19 protein-coding genes and 1 pseudogene are annotated in these 20969 nt (G+C 65.8%); 4 read left to right on the plus strand and 16 right to left on the minus strand.

Features of this window, described 5'->3' with window-relative positions:
• Positions 1 to 46 precede the first annotated feature (46 nt).
• Genes KUG43_RS02990 through KUG43_RS03010 form a run of 5 tightly spaced genes read right to left on the minus strand, consistent with a single transcriptional unit; the run spans position 47 to position 5440 of the window.
• Positions 47 to 553 carry an FUSC family protein gene (locus KUG43_RS02990; protein WP_216905866.1) on the minus strand — a complete coding sequence of 169 codons (507 nt, stop codon included), beginning with the start codon at positions 551 to 553 and terminating at the stop codon, positions 47 to 49.
• A complete protein-coding gene (locus KUG43_RS02995) occupies positions 550 to 1566 on the minus strand; it encodes a PhoH family protein (protein ID WP_216905936.1) in 1017 nt (338 codons plus the stop codon). The genes KUG43_RS02990 and KUG43_RS02995 overlap by 4 nt, the downstream gene beginning before the upstream one ends.
• Complete coding sequence (rpsP, locus tag KUG43_RS03000; protein WP_216905868.1) at positions 1563 to 1991, minus strand: 30S ribosomal protein S16; 429 nt, start codon at positions 1989 to 1991, stop codon at positions 1563 to 1565. Before rpsP ends, KUG43_RS02995 begins: the two co-directional genes overlap by 4 nt.
• 45 nt (positions 1992 to 2036) lie before the next feature.
• On the minus strand, positions 2037 to 3506 hold the full coding sequence (gene ffh / locus KUG43_RS03005; RefSeq protein WP_216905870.1) for a signal recognition particle protein: 1470 nt from the start codon (positions 3504 to 3506) through the stop codon (positions 2037 to 2039).
• The gene (locus KUG43_RS03010) at positions 3506 to 5440 is read right to left on the minus strand and encodes an ARC6/PARC6 family protein (RefSeq protein WP_353617912.1); all 1935 of its coding nucleotides are present in this window, start codon (positions 5438 to 5440) and stop codon (positions 3506 to 3508) included. The genes ffh and KUG43_RS03010 overlap by 1 nt, the downstream gene beginning before the upstream one ends.
• Positions 5441 to 5584: 144 nt before the next feature.
• Here KUG43_RS03010 and pdhA point away from each other — a divergent pair, with 144 nt between their 5' ends.
• Together pdhA and KUG43_RS03020 are read left to right on the plus strand one after the other, a co-directional pair.
• A complete protein-coding gene (gene pdhA / locus KUG43_RS03015; RefSeq protein WP_216905874.1) occupies positions 5585 to 6694 on the plus strand; it encodes a pyruvate dehydrogenase (acetyl-transferring) E1 component subunit alpha in 1110 nt (369 codons plus the stop codon).
• A gap of 66 nt (positions 6695 to 6760) precedes the next feature.
• The gene (locus KUG43_RS03020; protein WP_216905876.1) at positions 6761 to 7639 is read left to right on the plus strand and encodes a hypothetical protein; all 879 of its coding nucleotides are present in this window, start codon (positions 6761 to 6763) and stop codon (positions 7637 to 7639) included.
• A gap of 9 nt (positions 7640 to 7648) precedes the next feature.
• Here KUG43_RS03020 and KUG43_RS03025 read toward each other — a convergent pair whose 3' ends face one another.
• Both KUG43_RS03025 and KUG43_RS03030 read right to left on the minus strand, forming a co-directional pair.
• The gene (locus KUG43_RS03025) at positions 7649 to 8578 is read right to left on the minus strand and encodes a sigma-70 family RNA polymerase sigma factor (RefSeq protein WP_216905878.1); all 930 of its coding nucleotides are present in this window, start codon (positions 8576 to 8578) and stop codon (positions 7649 to 7651) included.
• A 244-nt stretch (positions 8579 to 8822) separates the two neighbouring features.
• The gene (locus KUG43_RS03030; RefSeq protein WP_216905880.1) at positions 8823 to 10454 is read right to left on the minus strand and encodes an NAD(P)H-hydrate epimerase; all 1632 of its coding nucleotides are present in this window, start codon (positions 10452 to 10454) and stop codon (positions 8823 to 8825) included.
• Positions 10455 to 10587: 133 nt separating this feature from the next.
• Between KUG43_RS03030 and mnmA the strand changes: the two genes are divergently transcribed.
• On the plus strand, positions 10588 to 11742 hold the full coding sequence (gene mnmA / locus KUG43_RS03035) for a tRNA 2-thiouridine(34) synthase MnmA (protein WP_216905938.1): 1155 nt from the start codon (positions 10588 to 10590) through the stop codon (positions 11740 to 11742).
• Here the strand turns inward: mnmA and glf are convergent.
• From glf to KUG43_RS03065, 6 genes are all read right to left on the minus strand, one after another.
• Positions 11727 to 12839 carry a UDP-galactopyranose mutase gene (glf, locus tag KUG43_RS03040; protein ID WP_216905882.1) on the minus strand — a complete coding sequence of 371 codons (1113 nt, stop codon included), beginning with the start codon at positions 12837 to 12839 and terminating at the stop codon, positions 11727 to 11729. The two genes, mnmA and glf, sit on opposite strands and share 16 nt — an antisense overlap.
• Positions 12840 to 12842: 3 nt before the next feature.
• Positions 12843 to 13889: a radical SAM protein gene (locus KUG43_RS03045; protein ID WP_216905884.1), complete on the minus strand. Its 1047-nt coding sequence runs from the start codon at positions 13887 to 13889 to the stop codon at positions 12843 to 12845.
• Positions 13890 to 14013: 124 nt separating this feature from the next.
• Positions 14014 to 15054 carry a hypothetical protein gene (locus tag KUG43_RS03050; RefSeq protein WP_216905886.1) on the minus strand — a complete coding sequence of 347 codons (1041 nt, stop codon included), beginning with the start codon at positions 15052 to 15054 and terminating at the stop codon, positions 14014 to 14016.
• 5 nt (positions 15055 to 15059) lie between these two features.
• On the minus strand, positions 15060 to 15284 hold the full coding sequence (locus KUG43_RS03055; RefSeq protein ID WP_216905940.1) for a 2Fe-2S iron-sulfur cluster-binding protein: 225 nt from the start codon (positions 15282 to 15284) through the stop codon (positions 15060 to 15062).
• Between the two features lie 416 nt (positions 15285 to 15700).
• Positions 15701 to 17200 carry a cobyric acid synthase gene (locus tag KUG43_RS03060; RefSeq protein WP_216905942.1) on the minus strand — a complete coding sequence of 500 codons (1500 nt, stop codon included), beginning with the start codon at positions 17198 to 17200 and terminating at the stop codon, positions 15701 to 15703.
• Between the two features lie 32 nt (positions 17201 to 17232).
• A complete protein-coding gene (locus tag KUG43_RS03065; RefSeq protein ID WP_216905887.1) occupies positions 17233 to 17607 on the minus strand; it encodes an Npun_F0494 family protein in 375 nt (124 codons plus the stop codon).
• A gap of 54 nt (positions 17608 to 17661) precedes the next feature.
• Between KUG43_RS03065 and KUG43_RS03070 the strand changes: the two genes are divergently transcribed.
• Entirely contained in the window at positions 17662 to 18249 is a 588-nt protein-coding gene (locus tag KUG43_RS03070) for a nucleoside triphosphate pyrophosphatase (protein ID WP_216905944.1), read from the plus strand.
• Here KUG43_RS03070 and KUG43_RS03075 read toward each other — a convergent pair.
• The 3 genes and pseudogenes from KUG43_RS03075 to KUG43_RS03085 form a co-directional block, all read right to left on the minus strand.
• Complete coding sequence (locus KUG43_RS03075; RefSeq protein WP_216905889.1) at positions 18234 to 19343, minus strand: hypothetical protein; 1110 nt, start codon at positions 19341 to 19343, stop codon at positions 18234 to 18236. The two genes, KUG43_RS03070 and KUG43_RS03075, sit on opposite strands and share 16 nt — an antisense overlap.
• 141 nt (positions 19344 to 19484) lie before the next feature.
• Positions 19485 to 20873, minus strand: coding sequence for a photosystem II reaction center protein CP43 (gene psbC, locus KUG43_RS03080; RefSeq protein WP_216905891.1), 1389 nt, complete (start codon positions 20871 to 20873; stop codon positions 19485 to 19487).
• Positions 20857 to 20969, minus strand: a pseudogene (locus KUG43_RS03085) (photosystem II D2 protein (photosystem q(a) protein)); the annotation flags it as partial. The gene psbC and the pseudogene KUG43_RS03085, both read right to left, overlap by 17 nt.

A 20969-nucleotide genomic window follows, 5' to 3' on the forward strand; every position in this document is an offset into this window, starting at 1 on the left:
AGGGCGGTTCGGATCTCCCCATGTGGGCCCGTCATGCAGGCACGCTTCAGGCGTCGCACCCTGGCTGGCTGCGGGATCCGGGCCAGAGCCATACCGTCAGCAGCGCGACGCCCGTGCCGATGGAGGATTCGAGGAAGCGCAGCAGGGCATTCAGACCCGGACTCAGGGCCGTTTCCAGGCTGCCGGTGACCATCACGACAATCACCGTGATCGCCGCCAGACGGCCGTGGCTTGGCACGTTGATCGCCGCACAGATCATCACCGTGGCGAAGATCGCCGCGGCCATGCCGAGGGGATGAAAGGGGAGGAAAGTGAGGTAGGTGGCACTGGTGATGGCGCCGATCGCCGACCCCAGAATCCTCAGCGAGGCGGAGGAGGCCCCATCCTTCCGGGTGACCTGGGTCACCATGACGGCGGAGATCGCCGACCAGAGGGCGCCGATCTTGGGCAGGTAGCCCGGAAACGGGCTCGTGAACCAGAAACCCAGCAAGTAGGCCACCAAAGCGGACGCCGCGATCTGGGCGGGGATGCGAACGCGTTCAGCGCTGTTCATGTTTCCGATCGAGCAGGGGGGCCATCCATCCGCTTCCTGGTTGTGGGGGCCGGTGGGCGAGCGTCGCGGCGGGCGTAGGCCTGCACCAGTCGCTGCACCAGGGGGTGGCGGACCACATCTGCATCGCTGAACTGGCAGATGGCCACGCCCTCCACCCCGGCCAGCACCTGCTCCGCCTCCACCAAGCCGCTCAGCTGGCCCGGGGGCAGATCGATCTGGGTCGTGTCGCCCGTCACCACCATGCGGGAGTTCTGCCCCAACCGCGTCAGCACCATGCGCATCTGGGCGCAGGTGGTGTTCTGGGCCTCATCGAGGATCACGAAGGCGTCGGCCAGGGTGCGGCCGCGCATGAAGGCCAGCGGCGCCACTTCGATCACTCCCTTCTCCAGGAGCTGGGTGGTGCGTTCCTGGCCCAGCAGCCCATGGAGGGCGTCGTAGAGGGGGCGCAGATAGGGATCCACCTTCTGCTGCAGGTCACCGGGCAGGAAGCCCAGCCGTTCGCCCGCTTCCACCGCCGGCCGTGTCAGTACCAGCCGCTCCACCTTGCGCTCCTGAAGCATCCGCACCGCCAGGATCGTGGCCAGGAACGTCTTGCCGGTGCCGGCCGGGCCGATCGCCAGGGTCAGGTCGTGGCGTTCGATGGCCTCGACATAGGTGTTCTGCCGCAGGGTGCGGGGACGCAGGGGCCGGCCGGTGACACTGGTGGCCAGCACCTGGAGCCCCATGCTGCGGTGCTGATCGGAACGGCCGGTGTCCATGGCCGTAAGGGCCGACTGGATGTCGACCGGGCTGATGGACTCCCCGCGTTGCCAGAGAGGTTGCAGCAGCTGGATCAGAGCAAGCAGCCTCTCCACCTGGCTCGTTCGGCCGCGGATCTGCAGATCAAGGCCCCGCAGAACGATCTGGGTGCCCGTGAGGGCTTCCAGCCGCCGCAGGGAAGCACCATCGATGCCCGCCAGGGCAACGGCGGCGCCGCTGTCAGGCAGGGCAAACGTGGAGGAGAGCTCGCTCAGGCCTCGGTGGCAGCAGGTTCGGCATCGGCAGCTTCGGTGGCGGCAGCGGCCGCCGCGGCAGCCTCCTCAGCCAGCTTGGCCGCTGCGGCCTGCTTGGCGGCTTCCGCTTCCTTGATCGCAGCGGCAGCGGCGGCCTCGCGGGCTGCGGCCTGCTGGAGCTTGCCAACGGTTTCGGCCGGACGGACGGTCTTCTCAATCAGACCGCCCTTTTCGAGCAGGGTGCGCACGGTGTCGGTGGGCTGGGCTCCCTGGCCGAGGCGCAGGCGGATGGCCTCGGTGTCCAGGCGCGTTTCCTTGGTGCGGGGGTTGTAGAAGCCCAGCTCCTCAAGCGGACGGCCATCGCGGCGGGAGGTGCTGTTGGTGGCCACCAGACGGAAACTCGCTTCCCGTTTCTTGCCGAACCGCTTCAGCCGGAGCTTGATCATCTGGAAATGGTGCTCGAAATGCAGCCCCCAATCCTACAGGGGTGCTCAGAGCTGCCCAAATCCCTTGCGCTTCTTGGCCGGCTTCGGGGGCTTGGGCGGCTTGCCACCGCCGCGGCCACCAGGGGCCCCCATCCCGGGCATCCCGCCCATGCCCGGCAGACCACCTCCCATCCCTGGCATACCTGGAAAACCACCCATGCCCGGCATTCCCGGCATGCCACCACGGCTCATCTGCTGCATGAAGCCGCGCATCTTCTGGAAGTCGGTGAGCACCTTGTCGACGTCGGCCGGTGTGTGGCCGCTGCCGGCGGCAATCCGGCGACGGCGGGAGGGCTGGGAGGCGAGCAGTTCGGGCTGGCGGCGCTCGGCCTCGGTCATCGAGCCGATCATGGCCTCGATGCGCTTGAGCTGGCTCTCGCCCTGCCGCAGCATGCCGTCGTCGATCTTGTTCATCCCCGGGATCAGCTTCATCAGCCCGCCCAGGGATCCCATGCGCTTGATCAGGCGCATCTGCTGCACGAAATCGGAGAAATCGAAGCTGGCTTCCTGCAACTTGCGCTGCATTTTCTCCACATCGGCCAGCTCCACTTCCTTGGTGGCCTTCTCCACCAGGGTGAGCACGTCGCCCATCCCCAGGATCCGGCTCGCCATCCGCTCCGGGTGGAACGGCTGCAGCGCCTCCACCTTCTCGCCGGTGCCGATGAACTTGATCGGCGCCCCGCTCACCTTGCGGATCGAGAGCGCCGCCCCGCCGCGGGAATCCCCATCCAGCTTGGTGAGCACGGCACCGGTGATGCCCACCTGCTCATGGAAGGCGCGGGTGAGTTCGGCGGCCTCCTGGCCGATCATCGAATCCACCACCAGCAGCACCTCATCCGGGGCCGCCGCCTCCCGGATCCGGACCATCTCCTCCATCATCGAGGCGTCGATCTGGAGCCGGCCGGCTGTGTCCACCAGCACGGTGTCGAAGCCTTCGTCCCGCCCCTTGGCCACGCCGGCGGCAGCGATCGCTTCCGGCTTGGCGTCACTGCCGAGACTGAACACCTCCACGCCGATCTGGCGGCCCAGGGTCTGCAACTGGTCGATGGCGGCGGGCCGGTAGACATCGGCGGCCACCAGCAGGGCGCGCCGCCCCTGTTCCTTGAGGTGGAGGCCCAGCTTGGCGGTGGCGGTGGTCTTGCCGGCCCCCTGCAGACCGGCCATCAGGATCACGGTGGGCCCGTCCGCCGCCCGGGCCAGGGGCGCATTGGCGCCGCCCATGGTGTCGACGAGCTGCTCGTGCACCAGCTGGATGAACTTCTGGTCCGGGCTCACCCCCCGCACCACCTCGGCGCCCACGGCCTTGCGCCGCACCTCCTCCACGAACTCCTTCACCACCGCCAGGCTCACGTCAGCCTCCAGCAGCGCCCGTCGCACCTCCTTGAGGGCACCGTCAACGTTCGTTTCCGAAATGGCCGCCTGGCCGCGCAGTCCCTTGACCGCGTCTTCAAAGCGCTGGGAGAGTTCGTCGAACATCAGTTGAGGGATTGGGTGGCCGCCAGGCGCCAGCTGTCGCCGTCGCGTCCGAATACATAACCATTGCGCAGCTCCAGCGGAGCCGTGGTCTCCAGCACGGTCCCGTTGGCATCAAGGCGCCGATCGCTGTAGCGCAGCCGGGCGATGGCGACGATGCGCCGGGGGCCATTTTCCGAAAGGGTGAGATCGATGATCTGAACATCCAGCTGCTGGGTCTGGCCCCGGGCGAGATCGCCGCGGCGCTCCCTGGCGAGCAGGGCCATCGGCCCTTCCCGGGCGATGCGATCGAGGTCCTGAGGCGTCGGCTCACCCGCCAGCACGCCGCTCTTGACGGTCAGCCAGTTCTCCAGCAGTCGGCGCACCTGGGCCGCATTGGGACGGCTCGTGGTGAGTGGGGTGACGCGCAGCCCGACCACGGGATTGGGAGTGGGCTTCGGGGCGGGAGCTGGGGCGGAGACCGGCGGAACTGGCGCCGGCGCCGGTGGGGGCGAGCTCTGGCGCTGCCGCAGCACCCAGGCAGCGACCAGCGCCAGCAGCAGGGCGGCGACGCCCCCCAGCAGCCACGGCTTCGGGGGCAGCGGCCAGCGCAGGGGAACGTCGTCATCGAGCTCCCCGTCGTCGTGGAAATCCATCGCTTCGTCGGCCGCCGGGAGCGGGACGAAGCCGCCGGCGGTGCCCCCATCCAGGGTCAGGGGCACAGGGGGCGGCAGTGTTCCCAGGCCGAAGTCGTCGTAGGGGGGGAAGGCTGGGCCTGGGGCAGGCTCCACGGCTGCCGGGGCGGCGAGATAGGCGCGGCCCCGGCGTTGGTCCTCCCGCTCGACGTAGGCGACCACGTCGCGGTCACTGAAGTAGGCCACCAGATCGGGCTCAGCTTCCAGGTCCCGGTAGCCGGGCAGCACATCCCGGACGAGCCAGTCGCTGCAGTAGGCGCAGAGTTGACCCAGGGGGTCGGCACTCTTGCCGGCGGCCCAGTCCTTCAGCTCCTGGCTGGCGCCTCGGTCGAAGCAGGTCCGTGCCGTGTCGGCCTCCCCCAGCAGCAGATGCAGGTTGGCGAGCAGCGGTTCGATCCCCTCCCGTCCGCTGCGCTGCAGGCGGTGTCTGGCCTCGGCGATGCGCTCGGGCTTGCGCTGGGCGAACCCGGAGGCGGTCAGGGCGATGGTGGCCAGGAAGTCGGCCGCGTCGGAGCCGCTGGCCGCCCAGCGGCTGAACAGATCCACCTGCTCCTGAACGGTGAGAAAGGCGCGGATCTGGTGGAAGAAGGGCTGGAAGTCCTGGCTGGGGAACTGGGGATCGCCATCGCCCTCCAGGCCCCCGCGCCGCTGCACCAGTTGCTCAAGCAGCGCCAGTCCCTCCTGTCGCTCGCCATCGGCGACCAGATCCCGGCTGAGCAGATCGAGCACCCGGTAGGGCGTGAGGTGGTCCAGCTGGGAATGCATGGTCTCCCTGAGGTCAGGTTGCCGGCCGAGGCGTTGCAGCAGCTGCAGACCCTGCTGCAGGGTGCGGGCAGCGGCTTCGAAGCGACGCTGCTGCTCCAGTTCGCCGGCGGCCGCCAGGCAGGCCAACCCCGCCAGCAGCGTGAGATCCCCTTCGGGGCCACTGCCGAGGGTGGGTGACTGAGGGGGCTGCAGCAAACGGCTGGCCAGTTCGAAGGCCTCCAGGGGCTGGCCCCCCTCCATCAGCAGCACCAGCCCGCCCACCTGGCGGGCGGTGGTGATCTCCAGGGCCGGCTGGAGGGTTCCGTCGGTGTCGGCCAGGCTGGTCAGCTCCGCTTCGTAGGCGGCTCGTCGATCGGGATCGCAGAGCAGGTCGGCGCTGGCCCTGAGCAGCTCCGCCCTTGTCTGCAGGGTTTCGGCGGTGAACCCTGCGTGGGGCAGTCGGTCCAGACGTGACTGGAGGGTGCGCAGGACCCCCTGGGCATCGGCGGACGGAGGCACGCCCAGCAAGCGGAAATGATCGATCGGCAGGTCCAATCCGATGATGACGCTGGGGCGCGACTGTAGTCAGAGGCAGTGGTTTTGACTGTCATCAGGGAACGGACCCCGTACAGTCGGGGCCACGAATCGCATCGCTTTCCTGCCATGACTCAGGAATTGACCGCGGCGCGGGCAGCCCAGACCTCCATCCCTGGGCCCGCCGCGTCTTCTGAGGAGGCCGGCAGCCACGCAGTGAGGTTGGAGGGTCTGGTTCCGGCCGAGCGGGCCAGTGTCAGCCGAGACGAGGGCCTGATGCTCTACCGGGACATGACCCTGGGGCGCCGCTTCGAGGACAAGTGCGCCGAGATGTACTACCGCGGCAAGATGTTCGGCTTCGTGCATCTCTACAACGGTCAGGAAGCCGTCTCCACGGGGGTGATCAGGGCGATGCGGCTGCAGCACGACTGGTTCTGCAGCACCTACCGCGACCACGTGCATGCCCTGAGCTGCGGCGTGCCGGCCCGGGAGGTGATGAGTGAGCTGTTCGGCAAGGCCACGGGCTGCAGCAAGGGCCGTGGGGGGTCCATGCACCTGTTCTCCCGGGAGCACCATCTGCTAGGCGGCTATGCCTTCATCGGTGAGGGCATCCCGGTGGCCCTGGGGGCGGCCTTCACCAGCCGCTACAAGCGTGACGCCCTCGGCCAGGCGGACAGCGATGCCGTCACGGCTGCCTTCTTCGGGGATGGCACCTGCAACATCGGCCAGTTCTACGAGTGCCTGAACATGGCCTCGCTGTGGAAGCTGCCGATCCTGTTCGTGGTGGAGAACAACCGCTGGGCCATCGGCATGGACCACAACCGTGCCACCAGCGAGCCCGAGATCTGGCGCAAGGCGGCGGGCTTCGGCATGGTCGGTGAGGAGGTCGACGGCATGGATGTGCTGGCCGTGAGGGCCGCGGCCCAGCGGGCCATTGAGCGGGCCAGGGCCGGAGACGGCCCCACGCTGCTGGAATGTCTCACCTACAGGTTCCGTGGCCATTCCCTGGCCGATCCCGATGAGCTCCGCGAAGCGGCCGAGAAGGAATTCTGGGCCAAGCGCGATCCCATCAAACAACTGGCGCTGCGCCTGACGGACATGGGCCTGGCGACGGCCGAGGAACTCAAGGCCATCGAGAAGGAGATCGACGCCGAAGTGGCTGACTGTGTGGAGTTCGCCCTCGCGGCGCCCGAGCCGGATGGCAGCGAACTCACCCGCTACATCTGGGCCGAAGACTGAGTCAGTGCAGGGGGATTGCGTTGTCCTCCTTAACATCATTCCATTGCCCTGGGTGCTTCAGCTCTGATGCCCAAGCGTGTCCTCGTTACCTTCACTGACAGTCGCATGAAGGCGGCCAGGAGGCGGTTATGTCGTCAGGCGAAGGAGATGCAGGTGTATACGGATATCGTTTCGGCGTCGGAACGGGATCTCAGTCCTGATTTTCGCCAGCGTTTCAAGGACTATCTGACTCCTGAGCACCGCGGTTTCGGCTACTACGCCTGGAAGCCCCAGATCGTCCTGCAGACGCTCGAGCGCCTGCAGGATGGCGACCAGGTGCATTGGATCGATTCCGGCTGTCATCTCAATCCAGCCGGACGAGAGCGGCTGCAGGAGTTGTTCGCCATGACCGTGGAGGCACCCTCGGGAGTTCAGGGTTTCGAATGCCTGCCTCCCAACGGCTCTTTGCTGTACAAGGATCGCCAGTTCCCGGATCAGGGGGAAAGCCAATGGACCAAGGGTGATCTGCTTGATCGGCTGGACGTGAGAGGCAGGGCGGAGATCACCACGACCCAGCAGCTGGGGGCCACCACCTTCTTCGTGCGTAAATGCCCTGCCTCCATGGACTTCATGCGCCACTGGGTGCGGGTGTTCAGCGAGGATTTTTCCATGATTGATGATTCCCCCTCACTGGCGCCCAACCTGGAGGGCTTCATCGAGCATCGCCATGATCAGTCGATCTATTCGATTCTCGGCAAGTTGCTGCCGATCTCCACGATCTCCGTGTTTGAGTTCTGGTTCCCAAGGGCCGACAACTGCTGGTTGCCGGATTGGGAGATGGTCGGCGATTCCCCGATCCAGATCCGCCGGGACCGGGGCCTCAAGGGAGAGAGTCGATGGAAAATCGCCGCTCTCCAGGCCAAGGGCAAGCTGAAGCGACTCCTGGACCGGCGTCAACCACGCTGAAGGCCCCGTTCAGGGCAGAGGGGTGGAGCGTGTCGAAAGGCTGCGTAGTTTGCGAAGGGCCTTGAGTTCAATCTGCCGGACCCTTTCGCGTGACACATCCAGCTGTCGACCGATGTCCGCCAGGGTGTGTCGCTCCATGCCGTCGAGACCGAAGCGCAGGGCCAGAACCTCCCTTTCCTGGCTGGAAAGGTGACTCATCAGCTGGGCCAGTTGCTCCTGATGCATACCCCGCTCGATGCGGTCGAGAGGTTCCTCGGCAGAGCCATCGGCGATGAGATCACCCAGGAAGCTGCGACCATCCTCGGCATGAATGGGGGCATCCAGGCTGGAGATGGTGAGGGCCTGGCGAAGCAGGGAGTCGAGCTCCTCGACGGGAATAGCCATCGCTTCAGAAATTTCGCGACGGCTGGGCATGGCGCCGAGCTTGTGGGCCAGCTCCAGGCTCACCTTGCGGACTGTGGTCAGACGCTCGCTGAGGTGGACCGGCAGTCGAATGGCCCGGGACTGGCAGGCAATCGCGCGCGTCATGCTCTGGCGAATCCACCAGAAGGCATAGGTGGAAAACTTGTAACCCCGGGTGGGGTCAAACTTTTCGACGGCGCGCTCGAGGCCAAGGGAGCCTTCCTGGATCAGATCCAGAAGCTCCAGGCCCTTGCCCTGGTACTTCTTGGCCACGCTCACCACAAGTCGAAGATTGGCGCGCATCATCCGCTCCTTGGAGCGCCGACCGATTCTGATCGTCTTGTTCTCCTGAACCGAGTAGCCGTTTTTCGACTCCTCCACCAGGTGCATCATGGCCTGCACCTGGTTGCCGAGCTCAATCTCTTCAGCTGGGGTGAGCAAGGGCTCTCTGCCGATCGAAGTGAGATACCAGGTAATGGAATCACTCCCTCTGCGGCTGGAGCCCTCCCTTCTCGTCGCGACGGCAGAGGCGGTCATAGGAGGGGGCGAAGTGGCGCCATCGAATGTGTTGGCGAATTATCCACCCTCTGGTAAGCACAGAAAGTGTCTGGAACAACTTTTAAGGACTTGCTAGTGAAACCACACACAATTGCTTTTCTTTAGCCGTTGGCTTCTTTTGGATGAGCAAAGGGCTAATTTCCAGGTTGAAGTAACGGTGAATGGCGAGCCTTGCCAGATCAGGAAGTGGCCTTGCCTCCCCTAATCCTCCAGTCCTGGATCTTCATCGCATGTCCCTATCGGCCGCTGCCGGTTCTCGCTGGGCCAGTGCTTCGGCCACCGCGAGCGGCGTGACGCCCCCGGCGCCCCGGCGCTCCTTGCAGTGGAGACCGGCGAGGGCATGGTCGAGGGCGGCGGCCGCCAGCCAGGCCCCATCAGCGCCGGCCGCAGGCCCTGGCCCTTCCGGGGCGGTGGCCAGGGCCATGGCCCCCCGTCCCGCGGCGTAGCCCGCGAGCACATCGCCAAGCCCGGCCCTGGCGGCGTCCGGGCAGGCCTGGAGCAGTTGCCAGCGGCGTCCCTCAGGGGTCGCCACGACGCTGCGGGCTCCCTTGAGCAACACGCTGGCGCCGCAGCGGTGCGCCGCCGCCAGGGCCGCTTCTGGCCGGGGCAGCTGGGCCAGATCGGGAAAGAGTCTCCGGAACTCCCCCTCGTGGGGGGTGATCCAGGTGGGGCCTCCGCGGCCCTGGAGCCAGTCGGCGCCCATCGCCGCCACCCGGTTGAGGCCATCGGCATCGAGCACCAGCAGTCCTGTGAAGTCAGCCAGCTCCTGCCAACGCTGCCGTTCCCGGGCTTCGATCGCTGCCGCAAGCGACCCACCGGGGTTGCCCAGCCCGCCCAGGCCCGGACCCAGCAGCACCGCATCCAGCCGATCCAGCCAGCCCTCGGCCAGATCCCCCAGGGCCAGGCCGCCGGAGGGGGTGGCGCCCAGGCCAGGTTCCAGCACCACGTGGGGATGGACCTGCCAGAGCTGGGGGGCGATCTCACGGGGCGGGGCGGCACGCAGGCTGCCGCATCCCGATGCGGTGGCGCCCGCCAGGGCCAGATGGGCGGCGCCCCTGAAACGGCGGCTTCCGGCGACGACCAGCAGCCGTCCCCGTTCGTATTTCCCGGCGGCCGGATCCGGATCGGGCCAGGGGGCCGTGGCCCGATCGGCGGCCGTCAGGCCCAGCAGCGGATCGCCGGATGGTTGGCCCAGCAGGGCGGACGGCAGTCCGAGGCAGACCCGCTCCAGCTGACCAACCCAGCGCAGGGCGGCATCCTGCACCAGGCCCCGCTTGATCAGGCCGATGCAATAGGTGGTGGAGGCGGTGGCGGCCGCAGTGCCAAGCAGGGCCCCGTCATCGGCGTCCAGTCCGGTGGGGACGTCAATGGCCACCAGGGCACCGGGCCGCAGCCTCTGGCGATCCCGCAGCAGGGTTTCGATCGTGGCATCGGCCGGGCGGTGCTGGCCGATGCCGAACAGGGCATCCACGCAGAGGGCGGGATCGGCGGGGTCCGGAGGGTCTTCCAGCATGGGCAGACCCAGCCAGCGGGCATGGCGCAGGTGGGCGTCGGTGAGGGGTCGGAGGCGCTCGAAGGGGCACCAGATCCGCACCCGGCCCCCCGCCAGATGCCATTCCCTGGCTACCACCAGCCCATCACCGCCGTTGTGGCCCGGTCCCACCAGCACCAGCAGACCGTCGTGGCGATCCTGACCCGGCCGCTCCCGCAGGCGGCGGCTCACCGCCAGGGCCGCCTTCTCCATCAGGGCCTCCACCGGCAGGCCGCTGTCGAACAGCTGTTGCTCGATGGCCGCCATCGTGGAGCCGCTCACCAGGACGTGGTCGGCATCCAGCGGCGGCCAGGGGGCGGGCATCGGCCGGAAGTCCACGTCGGCCTGGGCAGTGCTCTCCCATGATGGGACGGTCTGTTCCATCCACCCACCGGGATCCTTGAGCCCCGCCCCCGCCATTGCATCGGACACCGCCGCCAAGCGCCCCTCCCCAGAGGTGGCCGCGGTGCTGGCGCGGCTGGGCGCCTGGCCTGGCGAGCGGCGCGTGGCCGTGGGGCTCTCCGGCGGTGTGGACAGCTCCCTGACCGCGGCCCTGCTGGTGGCCGCCGGCTGGGAGGTGGAGGGTCTCACCCTGTGGCTGATGAGTGGCAAGGGCTCCTGCTGCGCCGAGGGCCTGGTGGATGCGGCCGGCATCTGCCAGCAGCTGGGGGTGCCCCACCACGTCGTTGACAGCCGGGCCCGTTTCCAGGAGCAGATCGTCGGGTTTCTGGTGGAGGGTTACGGCGAGGGCCTCACACCCCTGCCCTGCTCCCGTTGCAACCGGGCGGTCAAGTTCGGACCGATGCTCGAGTGGGCCGCCGCGGAGCGCGGCCTCAGCCGACTGGCCACCGGCCACTACGCCCGGCAGCGGCCCGCTGGCGCCGCCGACGGCCCGCCCTTGCCAGGGGATGGGGCCGGCCGCCACCAGCTGTTGCGGGGCCTGGATCCTCTCAAGGACCAGAGCTACTTCCTTTACGACCTGCCCCAGGCGGTGCTGGGCCGCCTGGTGTTTCCCCTGGGTGAACTCACCAAGGAGGCGACCCGCGCGGAGGCCGCCCGCCTCGGCCTGCGCACCGCCGAGAAGCCCGAGAGTCAGGACCTCTGCCTGGCCGACCACCATGGCTCGATGCGGGCGTTCCTCGACGCCTACCTGCCGCCACGCCAGGGGGAGATCGTGCTTCCGGACGGAACGGTGCTCGGCTCCCACGACGGCATCGAGCATTTCACCATCGGGCAACGCAAGGGGCTTGGAGTGGCCTGGAGCGAACCCCTGCATGTGGTGCGGCTGGATGGCGCCATGAATCGGGTGGTGGTGGCCCCCCGCCGGGAAGCGACCCGCCAGGCCTGCGTGGTGGGCGCCATCAACTGGGTGTCGATCGCCCCGCCGGAGCAGCCGATTGCGGTTCAGGTGCAGGTGAGATACCGGAGCCTGCCGGAACCTGCGCTGCTGACCCCCCTGCCGGAGACTGCCGCTGACCACGCTGGCGATCGGCCCCACCGGGCCCGGCTCGACTTCGCCGAGCCCCAGTTCTCAGTGGCACCGGGGCAGGCGGCGGTGTTCTATTGCGGTGAGGTGCTGCTCGGCGGAGGCCTGATTCAGGCCGACGGCTGACGTGTTTCGCTGCGGAACCGGTTCATGGCCGATTCGATCACGACGTGCATGTCCATATATTTGTACTCGGAAAGCCGGCCCCCGAAGATCACGTTGTCGGAGCTGTGGGCCAGCTCCTGGTAACGGCGATAGAGCGATTGGTTGGCAGGGTCGTTGATCGGGTAGTAGGGAATGGCGTCGCCGCTGCAGGCCTTGGGATACTCCCTGGTGATCACTGTGACGGCCGAGCTTGCGCCCTCGAAATGCTTGTGCTCGATGATGCGGGTGAAGGACTCACTGGTATCGCAGTAGTTGATCACGGCGTTCCCCTGGAAGTTCTCCAGCTCTTCGATGCTGTTCTCGAAATCCAGGGAGCGGTATTCCAGGCGGCCGAGCTCGTAATGGAAGTACTGGTCGATGCAACCGGTGTAGACCACCTTCCTGGCCATGGACGTCAACTGGGGCCTGGCATCGAGAAAATCGACGTTCAGGCGCACTTCAATTCCCTCCAGCATCGCCTCGAAAAGGGCCGTGTAGCCGCCGATGGGGATGCCCTGGTAGCGGTCGGTGAAGTAGTTGTTGTTGTAGGTGAAGCGCAGCGGTAATCGCTTGATGATAAAGGCCGGAAGCTCACGGGGATCCTTGCCCCACTGCTTGCGGGTGTAGTCGCGAATCAGGGTCTCGTAGATGTCTTTGCCCACCAGGGAAAGCGCCTGCTCTTCAAGGTTTTTCGGCTCTCCTAGAAAGCGCTGGTCCTCAATCATTTGCCTGGCTTCAGTAGGCGTTCGTGTCTGCCAGAGCTCGTAGAACGTGTTCATGTTGAAAGGAAGTGAATAAAGCTTCCCGTCGGAAATTGCCTTTGGAGAATTGATGTAATTGTTGAATTCGGCAAACCTGTTGACAAAGCTCCAGACGGCCTTGTTGCTCGTATGAAAGATGTGGGCTCCATAGCGATGAACGTTGATGCCTTCCTGCTTTTCTGTGTAGCAGTTGCCACCGATGTGCGGGCGGCGGTCGATGACAAGACAATGCTTGCCGGCATCGGTGGCAAGCCGCGCGAAGGTGGCCCCAAACAGTCCGCAGCCGACGATCAGGTAGTCGTAGGGGAGTGTGGTCACTCCTCAGCTGAAATCCTTCAGATCGACGGGCAGGAGATCTTCGATCGATTGCTGGATTTCCGGTGGTTCCTGCATGCCATAGGTGGCAAAAATGTTGATGCCGCTGCTGGTGCATTTCCTGCAGAGGTCGCTGGCATAGCGCTTGGCCTGCATCACCTGGTATGGCGTATCGAGATAGTTGGCGATCGAAGGAGCTGAAGGGGATTGCACGCAGCAGACGGAAAAATTACCCTCGTGATCCAGGCAGACCTGGGATTCGCGCATGAAGCAATTCTGGGAGCGATGGCTGCCGATGGCCTGCTGCACCAGCTGGGGGCTGTAGTAAATGTATTCCAGTTCCGGTGGGACTTCCTCCAGGCCGTCAAACATCTTGTCGATGGGCATGTAATAGGCGTGGTAGGGAGAGAACTTCATCCCCAGCTTGTCGCAGAAGTGTTTGAACAGATGCACTTCATGCAGGTTCTGCTTGTGCACCAGATAGCGCACATCAATGTTCTTATAGCAATCCCAGTCGCCCAGGGTTTCCGAGATGCGAATCAGGTTGGCGAGGACCGGTTCAATCCGCCCCCCCTTGTGGTTGATCTGGTAGGTGCGCTGGGTGAAACCCGACACCGTGATCGTGAAATTCCAGAGATGCAGCGGTTTAAGGAGGGACCAGTCGTAGTCGTAGTTAAGGTTCGAGGAGATTCCGCAGGGCACGCCATGGCTTTCGGCACAGGCGATCAGCTCATGGAGCTTGGAGTGAAGGGTCGGCTCTGTCCAGTTGTATAGGCCGAAGCGGCAATTGCCATTGGTATCTGCCTTCGCCTTAAGGCAAATCTTTTCGAACAACTCAATCGGCATCTCCGTCAGCTTCTGGCCGATGCTGTTGGTGTACTCGGGCATGCCGACGGGGCAGGCCGTGCAACGGAGGTTGCAACCACTCACCACATCCACCCAGAATTCAATGACTTTTTGACCGGGAGTGGCAGGGGAGTATTCAGGCCACAGCAACCGTTTGACTGCCGATTGCACGTTGCTGGGAACAGCACGCTTCAGGACTGTTGGCAAGGCCATCTAGATGTCTACCTGAACGTGTTACGTCTTTTTATCGTAGCTCCTGCCCGCTGACATCGAAGTCCCCTGGCGTTTCCGTTCCACGTTGTCGAGCCAACGGCGTGGCGAAGTGAGGAGTTCAGCGGTTCGTCGAACCTCTGCCTTGCCTGGCGCCAGCACCAAGGAGTCGCCCCAGGCCCCTGACCATCCGTTGGCGCCGCCGCCACCAGCAGCTGATCGGCGGAGGGGTCAGCCAGTTCCCCAACCGATGCAGCTGCCGACTCCAGACCACAGACCGGTGCTGGGCGCGTCTGTCCCGACAGCACCTAGCCAGCTGGACGGCCGAAGGCCCCTGGTAGGCCGGCAGATCCAGTTGGCGGGCCAGTTCACCAGTGGCTTCCTGCCAGTAGCGGGTGGCCTCGTTCTGGATCTGCCAGCACTCCCGGATCGACGCCACGCTGAGCAGCGTGTCCGGATCGAAACGCTCCACCTCGAGCAGGCCCGGCAGCCCAAAGGGATTGGTGCCCTTTTCGCTGATCACCAGGCACCCATGCAGGGGGGCCTGCCACATCCGGCCGGAGAGGGTGGTGCCCCGTTGATAGGGGTACATGAGCCCGTAGCAGCAATAGGCTCCCGCCAGCCGCCGGTTCGCCTCCAGATAGCTGAGCCCGTGGGTGTTCAGGCCGAGCTTGTCCCAGTGGCGGCCATGGACTTCCACCAGGCCCCTGCGGGCGAGATGGGCCAGATCCCGCTGGTAGGGATCGTCGCCCATCGGTTTGAAGTTGGCGATGTGCAGGGGCCTGCCGGCCCGTTTGCGGAACGGAAGCTGCTGCCAGAATTCGGGAATCACCGGCAGGTACCCCTGCACCCAGCGGACCCCCTCAGGCAGCACGGCCGGCCGCAGGAGCGAAATCAGCCGGATCTCGCGGGCGTGGGGAAAGCGGGAGCGCCAGTCCACCTGGAGCTCCTTCACGTAGTCGTAGACATGGACGATTCCCCCATAGTCCTGGTGGGACAGGCCGGGATCACCCCGCAGGATCACCAGCAACTGCGGATCTGGGTCGTCCCACTCGCGGATCAGCGAATAACCTGATGCCAGATAGAACAGCCGCACATTCCAGATCACATCGAGATCCTGGAAATCGAGCGAGAGGATGTGGCACCGGGGGGTGGGGCTCACACGCGTTACCAGAAGGGATCGCTGGCCAGGCTCACCGTCAGCCGGCCACTCGGGCTTGATGGCACGGTGGCGATGCAGGCCCGCACCATGCGTCCGTTGACCTCGATCTCACAGGCACCGCAGCTGCCCCCCAGGCAGCCGGTAGGGATCACCACCGCCGCCTCATGTGCGGCCTGCAACCAGTCCTGGCCGGGTAGGGCCGAGCTGGTCCGCCCGTCCGGCCACGCGATGGTGATGGCTGGGCGGGAGAGGCCGATGGGTCTGGACTGACGGTCCAGCGAATCTAGGGGCTTCGCCGCGATCAGGGGGGCGGCAGCCGGAAGCGACCACCGGAAGGTGGCTGGCCCCAGGCCTCAGAGGCCCTGCTTGAACGCCTTGATCTTGCCCTTTCCGTCGACGTTGCAAGTGCCGTTGATCTTCTTGACGCGGATCTCTCCAGTGTGATTGTGACTCGTCAGTATGGGAACAATCACAACGCTTGGATGGCCTGAACTGATGGGAACCGTTGCACATCGGCCAGCAAATGTAAGCCAAATGCAACGATCTGGAGTCAGGCTGATTGGAGGATGACGATGTTCCCTTTCGCTTCACTGCATTCAGGCCATCAGCGCTGTCTTGGGGTGTGTGAATGGCGCTTGACGCGCGCTCAACGGCCAGTTCTGGCCAGCAGGGGCGACAGATCGATGTGGGCCTCGAAGGCGTCGGCGAGGCGGTCCAGCAGGGCGTCCCGCTGACGGGCGTGGTGGGGTTGGTGTTCATCCAGGGGCGGCAACTGGCGCCGTTGGCGCAGCTGGTTCAGCCAGCGCCTGCGCCAGGGGCCGTTCTCGAAGATGCCGTGCAGGTAGGTGCCGGCCACCAGGCCCCCCTGGGTCCCCGAGGCCGCCCACCAGCCCAGTTGGCCGTCCTCCGCCAGGGGGGCGCAGTCCGCCCGGTCTGTCGGCTCGCTGCGGCCCTGGTGGAGCTCAAACCCCTCCAGCAGCGGCGGTTCGCCCGGGCCCGGCGGCCAGAGGGCCCGGCTGCGCCGTTGCCGCAGGGCCTTGCTGCCCGCGAACACGGTGCGCAGGGGCAGCAGGCCCAGCCCGGCCGCCCTGTCCCCGGACCGGTCCCCCTCCAGGCCTTCGGGGTCGTAGAGCTCCTCGCCCAGCATCTGCAGACCACCGCAGAGGGCGAACACCTGACCACCCCGGGCCACGTAGGCCTGCAACGCTTCCGCCAGGCCGCTGCTGCGCAGACTCGCCAGGTCCCGCAGGGTCTGCTTACTGCCGGGCAGGATCACCGCATCGGGCTGGCCCAGTGGCTCACCGGGTCGCCGCCACAACAACTGCACGCTGCTTTCCGCCTCGAGCGGGTCGAGATCGGAGAAGTTGCTCAGGGAGGGCAGCCGCAGCACCGCGATGCTGAGCTCGCTGCGGGACTTGCGGCTGCCCCTCTCCAGGAGATCGAGGGAGTCTTCCGGTGGGAACAGTTCATCGAGCCAGGGCATCACGCCGAGCACCGGCAGGCCGGTCTCCTGCTCCAGCCAGAGCCGGCCCGCATCGAACAGGGAACGGCGGCCGCGGAAGCGGTTGATCAGCAGGCCGCCGATCAGGGGGCGCTCCACCGGCCGCAGCAGGGCCAGAGTTCCGACGATCTGGGCAAAGACGCCACCCCGTTCGATGTCCGCCACCAGCAGGCAGCGGGCCCGCAGGTACTGGGCTAACCGCAGGTTGGTCAGGTCCCTGGCCTGCAGATTCACCTCCACCGGGCTGCCGGCCCCCTCGAGCACCAGCCGGCCGCCGGGGTGGGCCGCCTGCAGCTCCGTCAGACCCGTGCGGATCGCTGCCCAGCCGGGGCGGAACCAGTCGCGGTAGTAGTGCTCCGCCCGGGCTGTGCCCACCGAGCGGCCCAGATGGATCACCTCACTGGTGCTGTCGCCCCTGGGTTTGAGCAACACCGGATTCATCGCCACCTGGGGCTCCAGGCCGGCAGCCCAGGCCTGCAGGGCCTGGGAGTAGGCCATCTCACCGCCCTGCTGGTCGACCCAGGCGTTGAGGCTCATGTTCTGCCCCTTGAAGGGCAGGGGCTGCTCCCCCCGGCGCCGCAGCACGCGGCAGAGGGCGGCGGTCATCAGTGATTTGCCAGCGCCGCTGCTGGTGCCCAGCACCATCAGCGGCCGGGGTGCGGTGGGGTGGGGGCGGGTCAAAGGCGGGGGCGGTGGCGACGCAACGCTTCCACGATCCGCTCCCTCCGTCCCGCCCGGGGGATCTCGCTGGGCCATCGCCGCAGCACCTGGCGGCCCAAGGGCGTCAGCCGTACCCGTTCGGTCAGTCCCTGGCCGTCAACTTCCCGGCGCAGCACTCCCAGCCGGATCAGCCAGAGGAAATGGTCCTCGGCCCGATCGCTGCTGAGGGGACCGAAGGTGAGCGGGGAGGCCGGGTCGGTTTCTTGGGCGAGCTCCTCGCTGCTGAGCGCCTGGCCTTGCACCGCCTCGTAGAAGCCGCGGCGGAACGGCAGGCAGCGGAGCGAGAGAGCGGCACGTGCCAGGGAAAGGGACTCGGTGTCGGCCTTTGGCATGGCCCCATTCTCACCAACCGACGGGCAGGCTGGGGAACCATGCCGGCACCTCCTTTGCTCCTTTTGGCTTCCGCTTCTCCTGCCCGGCGTCGCCTGCTGGAGCAGGCCGTCGTCCCCCACAGGGTCCAGGTGAGCGGCGTGGATGAGGAGGGGATCCAGGAGCAGGATCCGATGCGGCTCGTGCAACGGCTGGCCCTCGCCAAGGCGCAGGCCGTGGCGGAGAGGCTGAGTTCCGGGGCGGCGTGGCCGTCCCTGGGGGTGCTGGGCTGCGACTCCCTGCTGGTGGTGCAGGGGGAGGTGTGGGGCAAACCGCGGGATGCCGCCGAGGCGGTGGCCCGCTGGCGTCGCATGGCCGGTGGTTGGGGCGACCTGCACACCGGCCATGCCCTGGTGCGGCGACCCGCGCCGCTGCTGGCGGTGGTGACCACCCGGGTGCACTTCGCCGCACTCAGCGTCGGGGAGATCGAGGCCTACGTGGCCAGTGGTGAGCCCCTGGCCTGTGCCGGAGGTTTTGCCCTCGAGGGCCGTGGCGGCCTGGTGGTGGAACGGATCGAGGGTTGCTTCAGCAATGTGATCGGGCTCAGCCTGCCGCTGCTGCGTCACTGGCTCGACCCAGGGCTGCTCGCTCAAGCGGCTGGCTGATGGGCGCGGATCCGGCGCAGCCAACTGGCCATGGACATTCTCTCGAGCACGCTGCGACGTCTGGCTGGATCCTCGAAATCGGGATGCAATTGATCCAGCCAGGCCTGCAGCCGGCCAGGATCAAGACTCCCGGCGTCCCAGCTGTCGACGTAGGCCACTGGCAGGTCCGTGTAGGCGGCCGTGGTGGGATTTCTTTCGATGATCGGGATGGCGCCGGCCAGAAGGGCTGTAAAGGCTTTCGGTGACGGGTCGAGTCCACCGCCGCCGACGCAGAGAACGAAGGGATAGGTCTGGAGGGTTGGGAAGAAGTCGTTGTAGGGAATCTGTTCGTGAACATCGACGAAGTCTCGCCAGTTCTCTTTCGCCAGCTTTGTGACCTGCTTTCTTGTGTTCCATTGCGGGCCTTCACGGACGTAATGGGCGCAGAAGGCCTTGAGGGGCCGGCTGCGGAGGTCAATCGACGCCAACTCCCTGAGGGTCTGCTGGTAATGATGGTGGCCATCGCTGTTGATGCAGCCCAGGGGAATCGGCGTTACCCCGTCCAAGGGGATGTCAAGGTTTTCAGCGTACCAATGCAGTAGCCGCGGATCATCCACGAGCTTCAGCAGACGCAGGTGAAGTCCTGAATGAATGTAATCAGGAAACCTCCTGTCGACCTGCCGGGGCACAGTGCTGTCAGCATCTCCCGTGATCAGGACGAAACGATTCGAGGCGCTAATCAGGGGGAGATAGTGGCGCAGGAACAGATCCAGACATTCAGGAACAGCCTTCACATAAATGATGTCTGGTTGTCTACCAAGCTGGCCGCTGAAGCCGTACTTTGTCAGGCTCCAGTCAGCCCAGTGGGCGATCGAAGGGATGATGGCATCCACCATTCGCGTGTTCAGAACCAAACCTTCGGCATTCGGGTTCTGGCGGCGTAACGAAGCTCCAGTCGTTGCAAATCTGCGCCGATTGATGTGCGTCTCGATGGCCTGGGCTCGACGCTCGAACTTCGGCCCCAGCAGGGTCTTGAGGGTGCGCGGCGAGCGATGGATCTTGCCGTAAATCCTTTCCCACAGGTCTTGGGCTTCTGTTCGGGCAGGATCACCCATCAGATCTCCCAACGGCAGGTTCAGGAACTCATGATACGGAGCCAGCGGATTTCAACCGTCAACAAAAAGCCTCCGCCCGTGGGCGGAGGCTGGAGGAAGGACGGAATGGAGGGGAACCAATGGTCGGTTCCCTGAGCGCCATCAGTCGAGGTCCGGCATGGCCAGGGTGGGCTCGGCCTGACGGTCGATGCCCTTCTCGAAACCGGCGGCGGCGGCGCGGGCCCGGCCCGCATGCCACAGGTGTCCGACCAGGAAGAAGAAGGCCAGCACGAACTGCGTGGAGGCCAACCACTGGCGGATGTTGACGAAGTTCACCGAGTTGGGCTCGGTGATGATGCCGCCGACGGAGTTGAGGGAGGCGTTGGGGGCATGGGTCATGTACTCAGCCGCCCGACGCACCTGCCAGGGCTGGATGTCGTTCTGGAGCTTGTCGAGGCTCAGACCGTTGGGACCCCGGAGGGGCTCCAGCCAGGGACCGCGGAAGTCCCAGAAGCGCATGGTTTCACCACCGAAGATGATCTCGCCGGTGGGGGAGCGCATCAGGTATTTGCCCAGGCCGGTGGGGCCCATGGCGGAACCGATGTTGGCGCCCATGCGCTGGTCGCGCACCAGGAAGGTGAAGCTCTGGGCCTGGGAGGATTCGGCGTTGGTGGGGCCGTAGAACTCCGAGGGATAGGCGGTGTTGTTGAACCAGATATACGAGGAGGCGATGAAGCTCATGAAGCTCAGCGCGCCGAGGCTGTAGCTGAGGTAAGCCTCACCGTTCCAGATGAAGGCGCGGCGCACCCAGCCGAAGGGCTTGGTGATCACGTGCCAGATGCCACCGAAGATGCAGATCAGGCCGATCCAGATGTGGCCACCGATGATGTCCTCCATCGAATCGACGCCGATGATCCAGCCCTCGCCACCGAAGGGGGCGCGGGTGAGATAACCGAAGATCACACCGGGGCTGAGGGTGGGGTTGCTGATCAGGCGCACATCACCGCCACCGGGCGCCCAGGTGTCATAGACACCACCGAAGAACATGGCCTTGAACACCAGCAGCAGAGCACCCACACCGAGAAGGATGAGGTGATAGCCAATGATGTTGGTCATCTGATTCTTGTCGCGCCAGTCCTGGGAGAAGAACGCGGAGTAGTTCTCAAGGATTTCAGGGCCGCGCAGGGCGTGATACAGGCCGCCAAGGCCGAGCACGGCGGAACTGATCAGGTGCAGAACACCAACCACAAAGAAGGGATAGAGATCGGTGACTTCACCGCCGGGACCAACGCCGTAGCCGAGGGTGGCGACGTGGGGGAACAGGATCAGGCCCTGCTCGTACATGGGCTTGTCGAAGGTGAAGTGGCTCACCTCAAACAGCATCATGGCGCCGGCCCAGAAGACCATCAGACCTGCGTGGGCCACGTGGGCCCCCAGCAGACGGCCGGAGAGGTTGATCAGACGGGCATTGCCCGCCCACCAGGCATAGCCAGTGGAGTCGAGGTCCTTGCCCCCGACCGAGATGAGACCGGAATTAAAGGGCGTTTCCACGGGGCAGAACCTCTTCAGGGAAGATGAAGTTTTCGTGCGGTTGGTCGGCGGGCGCCATCCAGGCACGCAGACCTTCGTTGAGCAGGATGTTCTTGG

The sequence above is a fragment of the Synechococcus sp. CCY 0621 genome, from assembly GCF_019038465.1.
Taxonomy (GTDB): Bacteria; Cyanobacteriota; Cyanobacteriia; order PCC-6307; family Cyanobiaceae; genus Cyanobium.

What these genes read in the sequence shown, in the direction of transcription:
- rpsP (WP_216905868.1), bottom strand. Translation starts at nt 1,991, where the DNA reads ATGATCAAGCTCCGGCTGAAGCGGTTCGGCAAGAAACGGGAAGCGAGT.
- ffh (WP_216905870.1), bottom strand. Translation starts at nt 3,506, where the DNA reads ATGTTCGACGAACTCTCCCAGCGCTTTGAAGACGCGGTCAAGGGACTG.
- pdhA (WP_216905874.1), top strand. Translation starts at nt 5,585, where the DNA reads ATGACTCAGGAATTGACCGCGGCGCGGGCAGCCCAGACCTCCATCCCT.
- KUG43_RS03020 (WP_216905876.1), top strand. Translation starts at nt 6,761, where the DNA reads ATGCCCAAGCGTGTCCTCGTTACCTTCACTGACAGTCGCATGAAGGCG.
- KUG43_RS03065 (WP_216905887.1), bottom strand. Translation starts at nt 17,607, where the DNA reads ATGCCAAAGGCCGACACCGAGTCCCTTTCCCTGGCACGTGCCGCTCTC.
- KUG43_RS03025 (WP_216905878.1), bottom strand. Translation starts at nt 8,578, where the DNA reads ATGACCGCCTCTGCCGTCGCGACGAGAAGGGAGGGCTCCAGCCGCAGA.
- KUG43_RS03075 (WP_216905889.1), bottom strand. Translation starts at nt 19,343, where the DNA reads ATGGGTGATCCTGCCCGAACAGAAGCCCAAGACCTGTGGGAAAGGATT.
- KUG43_RS02990 (WP_216905866.1), bottom strand. Translation starts at nt 553, where the DNA reads ATGAACAGCGCTGAACGCGTTCGCATCCCCGCCCAGATCGCGGCGTCC.
- KUG43_RS03030 (WP_216905880.1), bottom strand. Translation starts at nt 10,454, where the DNA reads ATGCCCGCCCCCTGGCCGCCGCTGGATGCCGACCACGTCCTGGTGAGC.
- KUG43_RS03060 (WP_216905942.1), bottom strand. Translation starts at nt 17,200, where the DNA reads ATGGTGCTGGGCACCAGCAGCGGCGCTGGCAAATCACTGATGACCGCC.